This window comes from Sphingobium sp. YBL2 (assembly GCF_000943805.1).
GTDB lineage: Bacteria > Pseudomonadota > Alphaproteobacteria > Sphingomonadales > Sphingomonadaceae > Sphingobium > Sphingobium fuliginis.
The window spans coordinates 3,434,082-3,451,888 of the sequence record NZ_CP010954.1; the positions used below are offsets into that span (position 1 = coordinate 3,434,082).

Here is a 17,807-nt window from a genome sequence, read left to right on the forward strand (position 1 = left end):
CGTCCATGGCCAACGCCATTTCCGCCAACAAGGCCGAACTGCTCGCCATCGCGAACAGCGTCGCCAGCGAAAAGATGATCGACAAGGCGATCGTCATCGAGGCGATGGAAGACGCGATCCAGCGCGCCGCCCGCGCCCGCTACGGCGCCGAAAACGACATCCGCGCCAAGCTGGACCCGGACACCGGCGACCTTCGCCTCTGGAGAGTCGTCGAGGTGGTCGAGCAGGTCGACGACTATTTCAAACAGGTGGACCTGAAGCAGGCGGCCAAGCTCAAGAAGGACGCCGTGATCGGCGACTTCATCGTCGATCCGCTGCCGCCCATCGACCTCGGCCGCATTGACGCCCAGTCGGCCAAGCAGGTGATCTTCCAGAAGGTCCGCGATGCCGAGCGCGAGCGCCAGCATGAGGAATTCAAGGACCGCGTGGGCGAAATCATCACCGGCGTCGTGAAGTCGGTCGAATTCGGCCATGTCGTGGTGAACCTGGGCCGCGCCGAGGGCGTCATCCGCCGCGACCAGCAGATTCCCCGCGAAGTCGTCCGCGTCGGCGACCGCATCCGTTCGGTCATCCTGAACGTGCGCCGCGAAAATCGCGGGCCGCAGATTTTCCTCAGCCGCGCGCACCCCGAATTCATGAAGAAGCTGTTCGCGCAGGAAGTGCCCGAAATCTACGATGGCGTGATCGAGATCAAGGCCGCCGCCCGCGATCCGGGTTCCCGCGCCAAGATCGGCGTCATCAGCCGCGATTCGAGCATCGACCCGGTCGGCGCCTGCGTCGGCATGAAGGGCAGCCGCGTGCAGGCTGTCGTGCAGGAAATGCAGGGCGAGAAGATCGACATCATCCCCTGGTCGGAAGATACCGCGACCTTCGTCGTCAACGCGCTCCAGCCCGCACAGGTCGCCCGCGTCGTCATCGATGAGGAGGAAGAGCGGATCGAAGTCGTCGTTCCCGACGATCAGCTTTCGCTCGCCATCGGCCGCCGCGGCCAGAATGTCCGTCTCGCCAGCCAGTTGACCGGCAAGGCCATCGACATCATGACCGAAGCGGACGCGTCGGAGAAGCGCCAGAAGGAATTCGTCGCCCGCTCCGAAATGTTCCAGAACGAACTGGACGTGGACGAAACCCTCTCGCAGCTTCTGGTGGCCGAAGGCTTCGGCGAGCTGGAGGAAGTGGCCTATGTCGGCATCGACGAACTGGCCGCGATCGAGGGCTTCGACGAGGAACTGGCGCAGGAACTGCAAAGCCGCGCCCAGGAAGCGCTGGATCGCCGCGAAGCCGCCGCGCGTGAAGAGCGTCAGGCGCTGGGCGTCGAGGACGCGCTGGCCGACATGCCGCACCTCACCGAAGCCATGCTGGTGACTTTGGGCAAGGCGGGCATCAAGACGCTGGACGATCTGGCCGACCTCGCCACCGACGAACTGGTCGCCCGGAAGCGCGTCGACCAGCGTCGCCGCCGCGAGAACAAGGAAGAGGACAAGGGCGGGATTCTCGCCGAATACGGCCTCAGCGAAGAGCAGGGCAATGAGATCATCATGGCCGCCCGCGCCCACTGGTTCGAAGGCGAGGAAGCGTAAGAACAGATGCCCTTCGTCGACATCCGTCTGGCCGGAAACGCCACCCGCGAGCAGAAGGCGGCCATCGTCGCCGACGTCACCCGGTCGCTCGTCGAGCGGCTGGGCAAGTCGCCCGCTGCCGTGCAGGTGGTGATTTCCGAAATCCCGACGGAAAATTACGGCGCAGGCGGCCAGCTCATCGCCGACCGCGACGCGCCCAAGCCCATAGGGGAGGACGCCCATGCTGCGGTCACTTCCCAATGAGAGGCTGAGTCCCAACATCGCCGCGTCAGGGATGTGCTCCTGCGAAAGCAGGAGCCCAGTTCTGCCCTGGCATGCTCCCGACAGCGTGGAACTGGATTCCTGCCTGCGCAGGAATGCGGCCCATTATTGGGAGGCGCGCCCATGACCGAACGCAAATGCATATTGTCGGGCGACCGCGCCGACCCGGACATGCTGGTCCGGCTCGCCTGCGGCCCGAATGGCGAAATCCTGCCCGACATCCGCGCCAAGGCGCCCGGCCGGGGCGCGTGGATCGGTGTGCCACGCGCCGAACTCGAACAGGCGCTGGCAAAGGGCAAGCTCAAGGGCGCGCTCGCCCGCGCCTTCAAGACCGGCGACCTGCAAATCCCCGACGCGCTGCCCGCCCTGATCGAGGAGGGCTTGCGCAAGGCCCTGCTCGACCGTCTGGGGCTGGAGGCGAGGGCGTCGATGGTCCTCACCGGCTCGGAAAAGATCGACGTCGCCTGCCGCAAGGGTCAGGTGAAGCTGCTGCTCCACGCCGCCGACGCGGCGGCCGACGGCAACCGCAAGCTCGACCAGGCCTTCCGCGTCGGGCAGGACGCCGAAGGCACGGATTTGGCGGGCATCGTCTTGCCTGTGGACCGACACGCCCTATCTATGGCAATGGGGCGGGACAATGTCGTCCATATCGCGGTGACCGACTCGCGTGCGGCGTCACGTCTGCGCGGCGCCATAGGCCGCTTGGAAAGCTATCTGGGTTGCGCTAACGGAGCGCCGGTGCATGGGGAGCAGGACTCCGCAGGGGCACTGGGCGCCTGAGGTAGCATTGGAATGAAGGCGCCGACGGGCCTTGCCGGTCGGGTTGATGTGAAGGGTATAGTTCAGTCGTATGAGTGACAGCAAGGAAGACAAGCCGGTTCTGGGCCGCAAGCCGCTGGGGATCAAGCGCACGGTCGAGTCCGGTCAGGTGCAGCAGCAGTTCAGCCATGGCCGCAAGAATACGGTCGTGGTCGAGGTGAAGCGGCGCCGCATCCTGGGCAAGCCGGGTGAAGCCGGACACGCTGCGCCTGAACCGCAGGCCGATCCCACGCCCGTGGCCGCCGCTCCGCAGGCCCCCGCGCCCCAGCAGCCGCAGGCCCGCGCGCCGCAGCCGGCTCCCGCGCGTCCGGCCCCGCCGCAGAGCCTGATGTCGCGTCAGGAATTGCAGGCGAAGCTGCTGCGCGAGGCGGAGGAAGCCCGCATGACCGCGCTGGAGGAAGCGCGCCGCCGCGAAGACGCCCAGCGCCTCGCCGCCAGCGAGGAGGAAAAGCGCCGCGCCGAGGAAAACCGCCTGGCTGCCGAGGCTGCCGAGGCCGAAGCCGCGCGCCGGACCGAAGTCGAGGCCGGGCCGGCGGAGGAAACCGCCAGGGCGCCCGTCGAGGAGCCTGCGCCGGCCGCCGCCGATGCCCCGGCCGAAGCAGCGCCCGCAGCCGCCGAGCCGAAGCCCGCCACCTCCGCCACCGTGCCGCCGCCGCGCCGCTTCACGCCGGTTGCGCCGGTCAAGCGCCCGGAACCGGCCAAGCCCGACCGCGCCAAGCGCGGCGACGACAATCGCCGCCAGGCCGGCAAGCTTACCGTCACCCGCGCCTTGTCGGATGACGACAGCGCCCGCGCCCGCAGCCTCGCCGCGCTCAAGCGCGCCCGCGAGAAGGAACGGCGCGCCCATTATTCGGGCGGCGCCCAGCAGCGGGAAAAGCAGTCGCGCGACGTGGTGGTGCCCGAAAGCATCACCGTTCAGGAACTTGCCAACCGCATGGCCGAAAAGGGCGCGGACCTGGTGAAGGCCCTGTTCAAGATGGGCACCGCCGTCACGCTCAACCAGGCGATCGACCAGGATACGGCCGAACTGCTGGTCGAGGAATTCGGCCACCGCATCCAGCGCGTGTCCGACGCCGACGTCGAGATCGGCATGGAAGGCGAGGTCGACGCGCCCGAAACGCTCAAGGCCCGTCCGCCGGTCGTGACCATCATGGGCCATGTCGATCACGGCAAGACCTCGCTGCTCGACGCGCTGCGCGGCACCAATGTCGTATCGGGCGAAAGCGGCGGCATCACCCAGCATATCGGCGCCTATCAGATCAGGACCAAGGGCGGCGACCTCGTCACCTTCCTTGACACGCCGGGTCACGAGGCCTTCTCGGAAATGCGCGCGCGCGGCGCCAATGTCACCGACATCGTCATCCTGGTGGTGGCGGCGGACGACGGCCTGATGCCGCAGACCATCGAGGCCATCAACCATACCAAGGCCGCCGGCGTGCCGATGATCGTCGCGATCAACAAGGTCGACAAGCCCGAAGCCAATCCCCAGCGCGTGCGAGAGCGCCTGCTGGAGCATGAGGTTATCGTCGAGGACATGGGCGGCGAAACCCAGGATGTCGAAGTCTCCGCGCTCAAGAAGACGGGCCTCGACGAACTGCTCGACAAGATCATGCTTCAGGCCGAACTGCTCGAACTCACCGCCAATCCCGATCGCGCCGCCGAAGGCAATGTGATCGAGGCGCAGCTCGACAAGGGCCGTGGCGCGGTCGCCACTGTGCTGGTGCGCAAGGGCACGCTGAAGATCGGCGACACCTTCGTCATCGGTTCGGAAAGCGGCAAGGTCCGCGCGATGATCAACGACAAGGGCCAGCAGGTGAAGACCGCCGGCCCCTCGACCCCGGTCGAGGTGCTGGGCCTGTCCGGCGTGCCGATGGCGGGCGACCAGCTCACCGTCGTCGAGAACGAGGCCCGCGCCCGCGAAGTCGCCGCCTATCGTCAGGAACAGGCGACCAAGAAGCGCACCACCGCCGCGCCCACCAGCTTCGAACATATGTTCTCGGCGCTCAACACCAAGGTCATCGAATATCCGGTGGTGGTGAAGGGCGACGTGCAGGGTTCGGTGGAAGCGATCGTCTCGTCGCTGAACCGCATTTCGACCGACGAGATCAAGGTCCGCATCCTGCATTCGGGCGTCGGCGCGATCACCGAAAGCGACGTCACGCTGGCCGCCGCCAGCCGCGCGCCGCTGATCGGCTTCAATGTCCGCCCCAATGCCAAGGCGCGCCAGTTGGCGGAGCGCGAGAAGATCTCGCTGCGCTATTATGACGTGATCTACGACCTGCTGGAGGAAGTTCGCGGCGAAATGGCCGGCCAGCTCGCGCCGGAACGCATCGAAACCATCGTCGGCCGGGCCGAGGTGCTTCAGGTCTTCCCGGCGGGCAAGAAGGACAAGGCGGCCGGTCTGCTCGTCCTCGACGGCATCATCCGCAAGGGTCTGGCCGCGCGCCTCACCCGCGACGATGTCATCGTGTCGCGCACCCATATCGCCTCTCTCCGCCGCTTCAAGGACGACGTCTCCGAAGTCCGCGCAGGCATGGAATGCGGCGCGGTGCTCCAGGACACCAACGACATCAAGCCCGGCGACACGCTGGAACTGTTCGAGGTCGAGGAACGCGCCCGCACGCTGTGATCCATGTCCCCCCTCCCGCAGGCGGGAGGGGGCTAGGGGGTGGGCTCGCCCTCTCCTGAACTGCAATGGCCGATGGGGAGAGCCCACCCCCGGCCCCTCCCGCTTGCGGGAGGGGAGGATATAATGCCCGCTCCCAATGAAGGCTCCTCTGTCCGCCTCCTCCGCGTGGGCGAACAGGTGCGCCATGTCCTGTCCGACATTCTCCAGCGCGGCGACGTGCATGACGACGTCCTCGCCAGCCATGTGGTGAGCGTCACCGAAGTCCGCATGTCTCCCGACCTGCGCCATGCGACCGTCTTCATCAAGTCGCTGCTCGGCCAGGATGAGGAAGCCGTGCTGAAGGCGCTGCGCACCAACACCGCCTATCTCCAGCGGGAGGTCGCGACCCGTATCCGCCTCAAATATGCGGCGAAGCTCAAATTCCTCGCGGACGAGAGTTTCGATGAGGGCACCCATATCGACAGGCTGCTCCGCGATCCCAAGGTCGCCCGCGATCTGGAGCAGCCCGAAGGCGAAGGCGAATAGGCAATATGCTCCGGCCTTCGCAGGAGCACGCTGTACTCGGCCAGGCATCTTCCCCCATCGACGCGACGGCGCAGCCCGGCTAACAGCGTCTCTCCCGCAGGCAAGGCAAGGGGCAGGCAGATGAAAAGAACCGGCATAGTCGCGATCGCGCTTTTGGCCCTGGCCATACCCGCCGCAGCCAGGGAAGCGCCGGTCCACCCCGCCGTCGTCAGCGACCCCGCGCCCGACGCTGCCTACCCCGCCGGCATGAGCGCCTTCACCATCCCCTCGGAGGACGGCCTGCTCAACGCCGTCCTTTACACCGCCGCCGGTCCGGGTCTTCACCCGACGCTGCTCCTCCTCCACGGCTTCCCCGGCAATGAGCAAAATCTCGACCTGGCCCAGGCCGCCCGCCGCGCCGGGTGGCATGTCCTCACGCTCCACTATCGCGGCTCCTGGGGCAGCCCCGGCAGCTTCTCCTTCACCCACGCCTCGGAAGACGCCTGGAACGCCCTGCAATATCTCCAGCAATCCGCGACCGTCGCCAAATATCGCATCGACACCAGCGCCATCGTCGTCGCGGGCCACAGCATGGGCGGTTTCATGGCTGCCGATGTCGCCGCCGCCGAACCCCATGTCGCCGGCCTGTTCCTGATCGACCCCTGGGACCCGGCCGAAACCGTCACGACCCTCTCCACCCCCCAGGGCGAGGCCGCCTGGAGGGCCGAAGTCGCCAGCGACCTGCCACCCCTGCAAGGCGCCACCTATGACAGCCTCACCGCCGAAATCCGCACCAACAGCGAGAAATTCGACCTTGGCCGCAAGCTGGTGGGCTATGGCCGCCGCCCGCTCACCATCATCGGCGCGGAACGCGGCATCGGCGCCATGGCGCGCAAGGTGACGGCAGACGCGCAATCGGCCAATCCCGACACGCGCCTGGCGGTCTGGCCGACCGACCACAGCTTTTCCGACAGGCGCATCGCCCTGGCCGACGCGCTCGTCCGCTTCCTCAAGCAGATCGCCCCCATGGCGCGCTGACCGATGGCCAAGCTCTATTTCTACTACAGCTCGATGAACGCAGGCAAATCGACGACCCTGCTCCAATCCAGCTTCAACTATCGCGAACGCGGCATGGAAACCATGTTGTGGACTGCCGCGGTGGATGACCGCTACGGGAAGGGGCGCCACGGAAAGGGACGCATCGTCTCCCGCATCGGGCTGGACGCGCAGGCCCATCTGTTCGACCCCGCCACCGATCTCTTCGCCGCCATCGCCGCCCGACAGGCACGGACGCCGCTCTCCTGCGTGCTGATCGACGAGGCGCAATTTCTGAACGAGGAACAGGTCTGGCAGGTCGCCGCCGTCTGCGACCGGCTGAACATTCCGGTGCTGTGCTACGGCATCCGCACCGACTTCCAGGGCAAGTTGTTCGAGGGCAGCGCCGCGCTGCTCGGCCTGGCCGACACGCTGACGGAGATCAAGACGATCTGCGAATGCGGGCGGAAGGCGACCATGAACCTGCGCGTCGATGCTGAGGGGCGCCCCATCCGCGAGGGCGAGCAGACGGAAATCGGCGGCAATGACCGCTATGTCGCGCTTTGCCGCCGCCATTTCGTGGAACGCCGCTCCGGCTGCTGACCGCCGCACATGCCGCGACGGCCCGGAAAGGGCTGACAACAGGCGACAGGAGGGCTAGAGCGCGCCGCCATGCACGGCTGGATCATCCTCGACAAACCCTTGGGACTAGGCTCCACCCAGGCGGTGAGCGCGGTGAAGCGCGCCCTGCGCCAGAGTGGCGCGGGCAAGTGGAAGGTGGGCCATGGCGGCACGCTCGACCCGCTGGCGACGGGCGTGCTGCCGATAGCGGTGGGGGAAGCGACCAAGCTCGCCGGACGGATGCTGGACAGCGACAAGATCTACGATTTCACTATAGGTTTCGGCCTCCAGACCGACACGCTGGACCTTGAGGGCCGGGAAATCGCCACCAGCCTGCATCGCCCCACGCTGGCGGAGGTGCAGGCGGTCCTGCCCCGCTTCACCGGCCCGATCGAGCAGGCGCCGCCTGCCTACAGCGCGATCCTGATCGACGGCCGGCGCGCCTACGACCTTGCCCGCAAGGGGGAGGAGGTCGAGATGAAGACCCGCGCCATCACCATCCACAACCTCGCCATATCCCCGCCCCAGGGGCCAGCGAAGCCTGGAGAAGGGGAGGGCGGCGCGGAGATCGGCGAAATCACCCTGCGCGCCCATGTTTCGAAGGGCACCTATATCCGTTCCCTCGCCCGCGACATCGCGCGCGCGCTCGGCACTGTCGGTCATGTCACCATGCTGCGCCGCATCAAGGCCGGCCCCTTCACCCTGCAATCCGCGATTTCGCTGGACAAATTGGACGAAGCTGCTAGGGGCGGCGACATCGCGCAGCTCATGCTGCCGTTGACGGCGGGGCTGGACGACATCCCGGCTCTCGCAGTCTCTCCCGACGATGCGCTCGCTCTCCGACAGGGGAAGGTGCTCGTGGGGAAACCGCATACCGGCCTGATGCTGGCGATGGAGGGCGAAACGCCCGTCGCGCTGGTCGAAGCCAGTGGCCCGGAGGTCCGGGTGGTGCGCGGCTTTAATCTCTAATCTCAGAAAGGAAGCCGATGTCGATCACTGCAGAGCGCAAGGAAGCGCTGATCAAGGAACATGCCCGCGCCGAGGGCGACACCGGTTCGCCGGAAGTCCAGGTTGCGATCCTCTCGGAGCGTATCGCCAACCTGACCGAGCATTTCAAGGGTCATCACAAGGATAACCACAGCCGTCGCGGCCTGCTGATGCTGGTCAACAAGCGCCGTTCGCTGCTGGATTACCTCAAGAAGAAGGATGGGGCCCGGTACACCGACCTCATCGCCAAGCTGGGCCTGCGCAAGTAAGTCTGCTAAAGAAGGAACGGCCCCCATGTCGGGGCCGTTTCCGATTCTGACAACATGGCGCTGGGCAATCCGGCATGGCGTCATGATCCGGGGGACATCCCCCACACCGTTCGCCCTGAGCTTGTCGAAGGGCACTCCTTCTTTTGAAGGGAAGGATTGGGCTTCGACAAGCTCCGCCCGAACGGAGGAGAGATAGGCTCTCCATCCATGGACCATCCGGTCCGAAACAGGCCCCGCCCGGCAATAGGGCCGCGCGGGCGAAGGAAAAATCTATGTTCGATGTAAAGAAGGTATCAATCGAGCTGGGCGGCAAGACCCTCACGCTCGAAACCGGCCGCATTGCGCGTCAGGCAGACGCCGCCGTGCTGGCGACCTATGGCGAAACCGTGGTGCTGTGCGCCGTGACCGCCGCCAAGTCGGTGAAGGAAGGACAGGACTTCTTCCCGCTGACCGTCCATTATCAGGAAAAATATTCGGCCGCCGGTCGCATTCCGGGCGGCTTCTTCAAGCGTGAACGCGGCGCCACGGAAAAGGAAACGCTGGTTTCCCGCCTGATCGACCGTCCGGTCCGCCCGCTCTTCCCCGAAGGTTTCTACAATGAAATCAACGTCATCGCTCAGGTTCTGAGCTTCGACGGCGAAAGCGAGCCCGACATTGTGGCGATGATCGCCGCTTCGGCTGCGCTGACCCTGTCGGGCGTTCCCTTCCTGGGCCCGATCGGCGCCGCCCGCGTCGGCTACAAGGATGGCGAATATCAGCTGAACCCGTCGCTGGACGAAGTGAAGACCGGCGAACTCGACCTGGTCGTCGCCGCCACCGGCAATGCGGTGATGATGGTCGAATCGGAAGCCAAGGAACTGTCGGAAGACGTCATGCTCGGCGCCGTCCTCTTCGCGCATGAAGCGTCGAAGAAGGTCGTCAACGCCATCATCGACCTCGCCGAAAAGGCCGCGAAGGACCCGTGGGACGTCGCCAAGGGCGAAGACCTGGATGACCTCAAGAAGAAGCTCAAGAAGCTGATCGGCAAGGACATCACGGCCGCCTACAAGCTGACCGACAAGTCGGCCCGCTCCAACGCGCTCAATGAAGCCCGCGCCAAGGCGAAGGCTTATTTCACGGAGGAAGGCCTCGACGCCCAGACCGTCATGGCCGGCATCAAGCTGACCAAGAAGCTGGAAGCCGAAATCGTCCGCGGCGCCATCCTGAAGGACGGCAAGCGCATCGACGGCCGCACCACCACGCAGATCCGCCCGATCGAGGCGATGGTGGGCTTCCTGCCGCGCACCCATGGTTCGGCGCTGTTCACCCGTGGCGAAACGCAGTCCATCTGCACCACGACGCTGGGCACCAAGGACGCGGAGCAGATGATCGACGGCCTGACCGGCGTTCATTATGAAAGCTTCATGCTGCACTATAACTTCCCGCCCTATTCGGTCGGTGAAGTCGGCCGCTTCGGCGCGCCGGGCCGTCGCGAAGTCGGCCATGGCAAGCTGGCATGGCGGGCCCTGCACCCGGTGCTGCCGAGCAAGGAAGAATTCCCCTACACCATCCGCGTGCTGAGCGACATCACCGAGTCCAACGGCTCGTCCTCGATGGCGACGGTCTGCGGCGGTTCGCTGTCCATGATGGACGCGGGCGTTCCGCTGAAGCGTCCGGTGTCGGGCATCGCCATGGGCCTGATCCTGGAAGGCTCCAAATTCGCTGTCCTCAGCGACATTCTGGGCGACGAGGATCACCTTGGCGACATGGACTTCAAGGTGGCGGGCACGGAAGCGGGCATCACCACCATGCAGATGGACATCAAGGTCGCCGGCATCACGCAGGAAATCTTCGAGGTCGCGCTGCGTCAGGCGAAGGAAGGCCGCGCCCATATCCTGGGTGAAATGAGCAAGGCCCTGTCCTCGACCCGCACCGAACTGTCGGCCCATGCCCCGCGCATCGAAACGATCCAGATCGACAAGGCGAAGATCCGCGACGTCATCGGCACCGGCGGCAAGGTCATCCGCGAGATCGTCGCGGAAACCGGCGCCAAGGTCGACATCGACGACGAGGGCATCATCAAGATCAGCTCGTCCGACATCGCCCAGATCGAAGCCGCCAAGAAGTGGATTCTCGGCATTGTCGAGGAAGCGGAAGTCGGCAAGATCTACACCGGCAAGGTCGTCAACATCGTCGACTTCGGCGCGTTCGTGAACTTCATGGGCGGCAAGGACGGCCTCGTCCACGTCTCCGAAATGAAGAATGAGCGCGTCGAAAAGCCGACCGACGTCGTGTCGGAAGGGCAGGAAGTGAAGGTCAAGGTTCTCGAAATCGACCCGCGCGGCAAGGTTCGCCTGTCCATGCGCGTCGTCGATCAGGAAACCGGAGAGGAACTGGAAGACACCCGTCCGCCCCGCGAACCCAGGGGGGATCGGGGCGGCGACCGTGAAGGCGGCCGTGGCGACCGCAATCGCCGTGATCGTGGCGGTGACCGGGGCGACCGTGGCGGCCGCGGCGGCGATCGCGGCCCGCGCCGCGACCGCGGTCCGCGCGGCGAAGGCAGGGGCGGCGATGACGACGGCTCCAACGCCGGTCTGCCCGACTTCCTGACCCAGGACTGATCCGGTTCGTCGGACTCGGGAAAAAGAACGGGCGTCCGGCTTGCCGGGCGCCCTTTTTTGACAGGATTTGAATGTTTCCTGATCTCCATCAATTGGCGGGCGTGGAAGTTATGTTACGGTAACGACCAGGGCGCAGGGGGATCTATGCAGCGCAGGAACGAAAGATTCGTGGAGCGTCTGCCGCTTGTCCTGCGACGGCCCTGGCAGGCCTATTTGCTGGCCACCGTCTTCTGCCTCACCGCCTTGGCCATTCGCACCATGGCGGAAAGCGCCATGCCCATCGGCTACCCCTTCGTATCCTTCTTCCCCGCCGTCATTCTGTCCTCCTTCCTCTTCGGGGTGCGGCCGGGCATCTATGCGGGCGTGCTTTGCGGGCTGTTGTCCTGGTATTTCTTCATCCCGCCGCGCATGGGCTTCGCACTGCATCCGGGCGTGCTGCTGGCGCTCGGCTTCTACAGCGCGGTGGTGATCGTGGACATCGCGCTGATCCATCTGATGCAGAAGGCGAATTTCAACCTGGCGATCGAGCGCGAACGCAGCCGCGTGCTGGCGGAAAACCGCGAATTGCTGTTCCACGAACTCCAGCACCGCGTCTCCAACAATCTTCAGGTCGTCGCCGCCATGCTTTCGCTCCACCGGCGCCATGTCGATCATGACCTGGCCCGCCGCGCGCTGGACGATGCCTCCGCCCGGCTGGCGCTGGTCGGCCGCATCAGCCGCGCTCTCTACAACCCCTCGGGGGAGGGGCAGAATATCCGCGCCTTCCTGACGACATTGACCGCCGACGTGCTGGAGGCCAGCGGCCGCGACGACATCGCCCTGACCGTCGACGCGCCCGACGCCCTGACGCTGGAGCCCGACATCGCCGTGTCGATCGCGCTGATCGTGACCGAAGCGGTCAACAACGCCATCGAACATGGCCTGCCGCATCGCGGCGGCAGCATCCATGTCGGCCTGGACGTCAGCGACGGTACGATCAGCCTCAACGTCACGGACGACGGAAAGGGATTGCCGCCCGATTTCGATCCCGGTTTCAGCCAGAGCCTGGGCCTCCGGATTTCCAATGCCCTTGCCGGCCAGTTGAACGGCCGCTTCTCGCTCATGCCGTCGGCGACGGGCGGCGCGACCGCACGGCTCGACCTGCCTGTTCGCGCATAGCGACCGGCACGCACATTCTGCCGCTTGGCGAGGCGCATTCGCTCCGCTATGACCCGGCCATGCTGACGAAAACCATGACGCGCATCGGCGCGGCTACCGCACCGCTTCTGCTTGCCGCCCTGCTCTCGGGCTGCGCGACGTCGAAGAACAAGGCCGACACCCAATATGTCGCCCGCGACGTGTCGACGCTCTACAATGCGGGCAAATACCGCCTGGACCGCGGCCAGTACAAGCTCGCCGCCGCCCTGTTCGACGAGGTGGAGCGCCAGCATCCCTATTCGCCCTGGGCGCGCCGGGCGCAGCTCATGTCCGCGTTCAGCTATTACATGAATCAGGATTATCCGGAATCGATCGGCGCGGCCCAACGCTTCCTGTCGATCCACACCGGCAACAAGGACGCGCCCTACGCTTATTATCTGATCGCGCTCTGCTATTATGAACAGATTGCCGACGTCACCCGCGACCAGAAGATCACGCAACAGGCGCTGGATGCGCTGGGCGAGCTGATCCGCCGCTATCCCGACACCCGCTATGCCGCCGACGCCCGGCTGAAGATCGACCTCGTCAACGATCACCTCGCCGGCAAGGAGATGGAGATCGGCCGCTTCTACCAGCGCCGTGGCCAATGGCTTGCCGCCACGCTGCGCTTCCGCACGGTGATCGACAAATATCAGACGACCACCCACACTCCGGAGGCGCTGGAGCGTCTGGTGGAAAGCTATCTCTCGCTCGGCATCCCCGCCGAAGCGCAGAAGGCCGCCGCCGTTCTGGGCAAGAATTATCCGGGTTCCAAATGGTATGAGCGCAGCTACAAGCTGATGCGCGAACACCCCAATAAAGCATGATCTGGTCCCCCTCCCGCAAGCGGGAGGGATTAGGGATGGGCCGCGAGCGAAGCGAGCGTTCCGCCCCAGCGTTGAAAGAAGCGCCGCTGGCGCGGTGCACCCACCCCCGGCCCCTCCCGCCTGCGGGAGGGGGGAGTCGCTCGCCTTTGCTGACTGCCCTGTCCATCCGCAACGTCGTGCTGATAGAGGCGCTGGACCTGGATTTCGGGTCGGGCCTGGGCGTGCTGACCGGCGAGACCGGCGCGGGCAAGTCGATCCTGCTCGATTCGCTGGGCCTCGCGCTGGGCGCCCGCGCCGACAGCGGCCTCGTCCGGACGGGAGAGGCGCAGGCCAGCGTCACCGCCACGTTCGAGGCGCCCCGCACCGATCACCGCGCGACGAACCTGCTGGCCGAAAACGGCATCGACATCGAACCGGGCGAACCGCTCATCGTCCGCCGCACGGTCAAGGCCGACGGCGGCAGCCGCGCCTTCGTCAACGACCAGGCCTGCTCGGCGGCGCTGCTGCGCGATCTTGGCAGCGCTCTGGTCGAAATCCACGGCCAGCATGACGATCGCGGCCTGCTCAATCCACGCGGCCACCGCGCCCTGCTCGACGCCTATGGCCGCTGCGACACGGGCGCGGTCGCCCACGCCTATCACGCCTGGCGCGCCGCCGCCGACCGCCTCGCGGAAAGCCGCGCCAGCGTCGAAAGCGCCGCCCGCGACCGCGATTACCTGACCCATGCGGTGGAGGAACTCACCCGCTTCGCCCCCGAGCCCGGCGAGGAAGCCACGCTGGCCGAAGAGCGCGCCACCATGCAGAAGGGCGCGCGCCTCTCCGACGACCTTTCCGCCGTCACAGAATGCTTCACCGGCTCCGACGGCGGGCTCGCCCAGTTGCGGCAGGCCGCCCGCCGCCTCGACCGCATCGTCAGCGAATATGAACCGCTGGCCGAAGTCCTCGCCGCCCTCGACCGCGCCGTCATCGAAGCCAGCGAAGCCGAAGACCGCCTCAACGAAGCCGCCGAAGCGCTCAGCTTCGACCCCGCCCGTCTCGACGCCATAGAGACCCGCCTGTTCGACCTGCGCGGCCTTGCCCGCAAACATCAGGTCCAGCCCGACGATCTCGCCGCCCTGCGCGACGAGATGGCCGCGAAACTGGCCGCCATAGAGGGCGGGGAAGACCATCTCGCCGCCCTCGAAGCCGAGGTGAAGGGCAGGGCCGCCGCCTATCGCACCGCCGCCCAGGCCCTCTCCGCCGAACGCCAGATGGCCGCCGGAAAGCTCGACGCCGCCGTCGCCGCCGAACTCGCCCCGCTCAAGCTGGACGCCGCCCGCTTCCGCACCGTGGTCGCGCCGCAGGAGGAGGGGCAATGGGGCGCCCACGGCATGGACCGGGTGGAATTCGAAATCTCCACCAACCCCGGCGCGCCCTTCGCGCCGCTGGTCAAGATCGCCAGCGGCGGCGAACTGTCCCGCTTCATCCTCGCGCTCAAGGTCGCGCTGGCGGAGCAGGGCGGCGCGGACACGCTGATCTTCGACGAGATCGACCGCGGGGTAGGGGGCGCCGTCGCCTCGGCCATCGGGGAACGCCTGTCCCGCCTGTCGCAAACCAACCAGATATTGGTCGTCACCCATAGCCCGCAGGTCGCGGCGCGCGGTGCAGGCCATATGCTGATCGCGAAGTCGAGCGACGGCACCGTCACCCGCACCGGCGTGCACGCACTGAGCGACGGCGAACGCCGCGAAGAAATCGCCCGCATGCTCTCCGGCGCCGAAATCACGGCGGAGGCAAGGGCCCAGGCCGAACGCTTGTTGGAAAAGCTATAAGCCGGCTTTCGACCAATCCAAAACATTCCCCTCCCGCAGGCGGGAGGGGTTAGGGGTGGGCGCGAGCGTAGCGAGCTTCTGACTTAGCCGTTGCAAAACAGCGCAGATGCCGCGCCAGCCCGCCCCCTAACCCCCTCCCGCCTGCGGGAGGGGGAATGTCCACTACCCACCCAACTCCGTCATTCCCGCGAAGGCGGGAACCCATCTCCTGACCTCGCCTCAACTACAGCGGTGGGGAGATGGATCGCGGCCGGCGCAGGAATGACGATAGAGAGTTGACGGCTGTCGAGCCGCCCATAGCCGCTACCCGCATCGCGATGCTGGCGCTAAAGAGAGGCGCATGACCGACCCCACGCAAATGACCGAAGCCGAAGCCGCCAACCGCCTGATGCGCCTCGCACGCGAAATTGCGCGCCATAACCGGCTCTATCACGATCAGGACGAGCCGGAGATCGCGGACGCGGACTATGACGCGCTGGTCCGCGAGAATAACGCGCTGGAGGCCGCCTTCCCGCACCTCATCCGCAGCGATTCCCCCAACGCCCAGGTCGGCGCCGCGCCCACCTCCGCGCTCAGGAAGGTCCAGCACGCCGTCCGCATGATGAGCCTCGACAACGGCTTTGCGGACGAGGACATCGCCGAATTCATCGCCCGCGTCCGCCGTTTCCTCGCGCTCCCCGAAGACGCCCCCGTCGCCCTCACCGCCGAACCCAAGATCGACGGCCTGTCCTGCTCGCTCCACTATGAAAAGGGCGAACTGGTCCTCGCCGCCACGCGCGGCGACGGCACGACCGGGGAAGACGTCACCGCCAATGTCCGCACCATCCCCGACATCCCGCAGCGCCTGACCGGGCAAGCCGTCCCCGACCTGTTCGAGGTGCGGGGCGAAGTCTATATGGCCAAGGCCGATTTCGTCGCCCTCAACGCGCGCCTCGCCGCCGAAGCCGACGACCCGGAAAAGGCCCGCCAGTTCGCCAACCCCCGCAACGCCGCCGCCGGTTCGCTGCGCCAGAAGGACGCCGCCGTCACCGCCAGCCGCCCCCTGCGCTTCCTCGCCCATGGCTGGGGGGAGGTCAGCGCCGTCCCCGCCGAAACCCAGCTCGGCGTCATGCAGGCGATAGCAGGCTGGGGGCTGCCCGTCTCCGACCGCCTCACCTGCGTCGACACGCTCGAAGCCCTCATCGCCCACTACCGCGCCATCGAAGCCGCCCGCGCCGACCTGCCCTTCGACATCGATGGCGTCGTCTACAAGGTCGACCGGCTCGACTGGCAGCAACGCCTCGGCTTCGTCGCCAAGGCTCCGCGCTGGGCCATCGCCCATAAATTCCCCGCCGAACGCGCCCAGACCACGCTGGAGTCCATCGACATCCAGGTCGGCCGCACCGGCAAGCTGACCCCGGTCGGCCGCCTGACGCCCGTCACCGTCGGCGGCGTCGTCGTCTCCAACGTCACCCTCCACAATGCCGATGAGATCGAGCGGCTGGGCGTCCGCCCCGGCGATCGCATCGTCGTGCAGCGCGCCGGCGACGTCATCCCGCAGGTGGTCGACAATCTCACCCGCGACGAACCGCGCACCCCCTTCGCTTTCCCCGATCATTGCCCCGTCTGCCATTCGGAAGCCGTGCGCGAGGAGGGGGAGGTCGACATTCGCTGCACCGGCGGCCTCATCTGCCCCGCCCAGCGTTTCGAACGGCTGCGTCATTTCGTCAGCCGCGCCGCGCTCGACATCGAAGGGCTGGGCGAAAAGAGCATCCAGGAATTTCTCGACCTGGGCTGGATCGCGGAGCCGGCCGACATCTTCCGCCTGAAATCGCACCGCGCCGACCTGCTCGGCCGGGAGGGGTGGAAGGAAAAGTCCGTCGACAATCTCCTCGCCGCCATAGAGGCCAAGCGCCAGCCGGATGCCGCCCGCCTGCTTTTCGGCCTGGGCATCCGTCATATCGGCGCGGTGACCGCCCGCGACCTGCTCAGGCGCTATATGACGCTGGAGGGAATCAGTGCGCTCGCTGCCGGCATCATCGCGCTGCGCGACGCCGCCGCCCCTGCGGAGGGGGAGGAGGAATCCCGCTTCCGCAACCGCCTCGACAAGGCGATAGCCGAATATATCGGGGTCGAGAATGTGGGATCGGCGGTCGGCCACGCCCTGGCCGATTTCTTCCACGAGCCGCATAATGTGGACGTCTGGAACGACCTGCTGCGGGAGGTCTCCCCGCCCGACTATCTGGTCGAAACCACCGCCAGCGCGGTCACGGGCAAGACGGTGGTGTTCACCGGCAAGCTCGAAACCATGAGCCGCGACGAGGCCAAGGCGCAGGCCGAACGACTGGGCGCCAAGGCCGCCGGTTCGGTCAGCGCCAGGACCGACCTGGTGGTAGCCGGTCCCGGCGCGGGCTCGAAGCTCAAACAGGCCGCGGCGCTGGGTATCGATGTGATCGACGAAGCCGCATGGGCCGAAATCGTCAAGGCCGCCGGATAGGTCGGGCGGACGACCGGCCAACAGGGCATTGACCGGTTCCCCTCCCCTTCAGGGGAGGGGACCGAGGGGTGGGGGCGTGCCCCACGCGCAACTTCGCCTGCTGGACGCTCCCGCACCTGATCCTTCAAACGAGGCGCGGTTCGAACCTGAAAGGGGAGGGGCCCAATGACCGTAAACCTTCAGAGCGCGCTGCGTTGATCGGGAGCACGTCGCGC

The 17,807-nt window shown here is 66.5% G+C and carries 14 protein-coding genes; all 14 read left to right on the plus strand.

The window, feature by feature from the left end:
- The first annotated feature begins 5 nt into the window (after positions 1 to 5).
- Positions 6 to 1,577, plus strand: a complete 1,572-nt coding sequence (nusA, locus tag TZ53_RS15915; RefSeq protein WP_025550393.1) for a transcription termination factor NusA — start codon at positions 6 to 8, stop codon at positions 1,575 to 1,577.
- 6 nt (positions 1,578 to 1,583) lie between these two features.
- The gene (locus TZ53_RS15920) at positions 1,584 to 1,820 is read left to right on the plus strand and encodes a tautomerase family protein (RefSeq protein ID WP_025550395.1); all 237 of its coding nucleotides are present in this window, start codon (positions 1,584 to 1,586) and stop codon (positions 1,818 to 1,820) included.
- Positions 1,821 to 1,961: 141 nt separating this feature from the next.
- Positions 1,962 to 2,618, plus strand: coding sequence for a DUF448 domain-containing protein (locus TZ53_RS15925; protein ID WP_044661908.1), 657 nt, complete (start codon positions 1,962 to 1,964; stop codon positions 2,616 to 2,618).
- Between the two features lie 70 nt (positions 2,619 to 2,688).
- Complete coding sequence (gene infB, locus TZ53_RS15930) at positions 2,689 to 5,286, plus strand: translation initiation factor IF-2 (RefSeq protein ID WP_044661909.1); 2,598 nt, start codon at positions 2,689 to 2,691, stop codon at positions 5,284 to 5,286.
- 123 nt (positions 5,287 to 5,409) lie between these two features.
- Positions 5,410 to 5,811, plus strand: a complete 402-nt coding sequence (gene rbfA, locus TZ53_RS15935) for a 30S ribosome-binding factor RbfA (protein ID WP_044661910.1) — start codon at positions 5,410 to 5,412, stop codon at positions 5,809 to 5,811.
- Positions 5,812 to 5,931: 120 nt separating this feature from the next.
- Positions 5,932 to 6,828, plus strand: coding sequence for an alpha/beta hydrolase family protein (locus tag TZ53_RS15940; protein ID WP_044661911.1), 897 nt, complete (start codon positions 5,932 to 5,934; stop codon positions 6,826 to 6,828).
- Positions 6,829 to 6,831: 3 nt separating this feature from the next.
- Positions 6,832 to 7,428, plus strand: a complete 597-nt coding sequence (locus TZ53_RS15945; protein ID WP_025550403.1) for a thymidine kinase — start codon at positions 6,832 to 6,834, stop codon at positions 7,426 to 7,428.
- 69 nt (positions 7,429 to 7,497) lie between these two features.
- Complete coding sequence (truB, locus tag TZ53_RS15950; RefSeq protein ID WP_044661912.1) at positions 7,498 to 8,415, plus strand: tRNA pseudouridine(55) synthase TruB; 918 nt, start codon at positions 7,498 to 7,500, stop codon at positions 8,413 to 8,415.
- Between the two features lie 17 nt (positions 8,416 to 8,432).
- On the plus strand, positions 8,433 to 8,702 hold the full coding sequence (gene rpsO / locus TZ53_RS15955) for a 30S ribosomal protein S15 (RefSeq protein ID WP_007689051.1): 270 nt from the start codon (positions 8,433 to 8,435) through the stop codon (positions 8,700 to 8,702).
- A gap of 272 nt (positions 8,703 to 8,974) precedes the next feature.
- On the plus strand, positions 8,975 to 11,302 hold the full coding sequence (pnp, locus tag TZ53_RS15960; RefSeq protein WP_044661913.1) for a polyribonucleotide nucleotidyltransferase: 2,328 nt from the start codon (positions 8,975 to 8,977) through the stop codon (positions 11,300 to 11,302).
- Positions 11,303 to 11,446: 144 nt separating this feature from the next.
- Complete coding sequence (locus TZ53_RS15965; RefSeq protein WP_044661914.1) at positions 11,447 to 12,460, plus strand: sensor histidine kinase; 1,014 nt, start codon at positions 11,447 to 11,449, stop codon at positions 12,458 to 12,460.
- Between the two features lie 59 nt (positions 12,461 to 12,519).
- On the plus strand, positions 12,520 to 13,305 hold the full coding sequence (locus tag TZ53_RS15970) for an outer membrane protein assembly factor BamD (protein WP_044661915.1): 786 nt from the start codon (positions 12,520 to 12,522) through the stop codon (positions 13,303 to 13,305).
- Positions 13,306 to 13,451: 146 nt separating this feature from the next.
- Complete coding sequence (gene recN, locus TZ53_RS15975; RefSeq protein WP_044661916.1) at positions 13,452 to 15,116, plus strand: DNA repair protein RecN; 1,665 nt, start codon at positions 13,452 to 13,454, stop codon at positions 15,114 to 15,116.
- Between the two features lie 340 nt (positions 15,117 to 15,456).
- Entirely contained in the window at positions 15,457 to 17,592 is a 2,136-nt protein-coding gene (gene ligA, locus TZ53_RS15980; RefSeq protein ID WP_044661917.1) for an NAD-dependent DNA ligase LigA, read from the plus strand.
- Positions 17,593 to 17,807 lie beyond the last annotated feature (215 nt).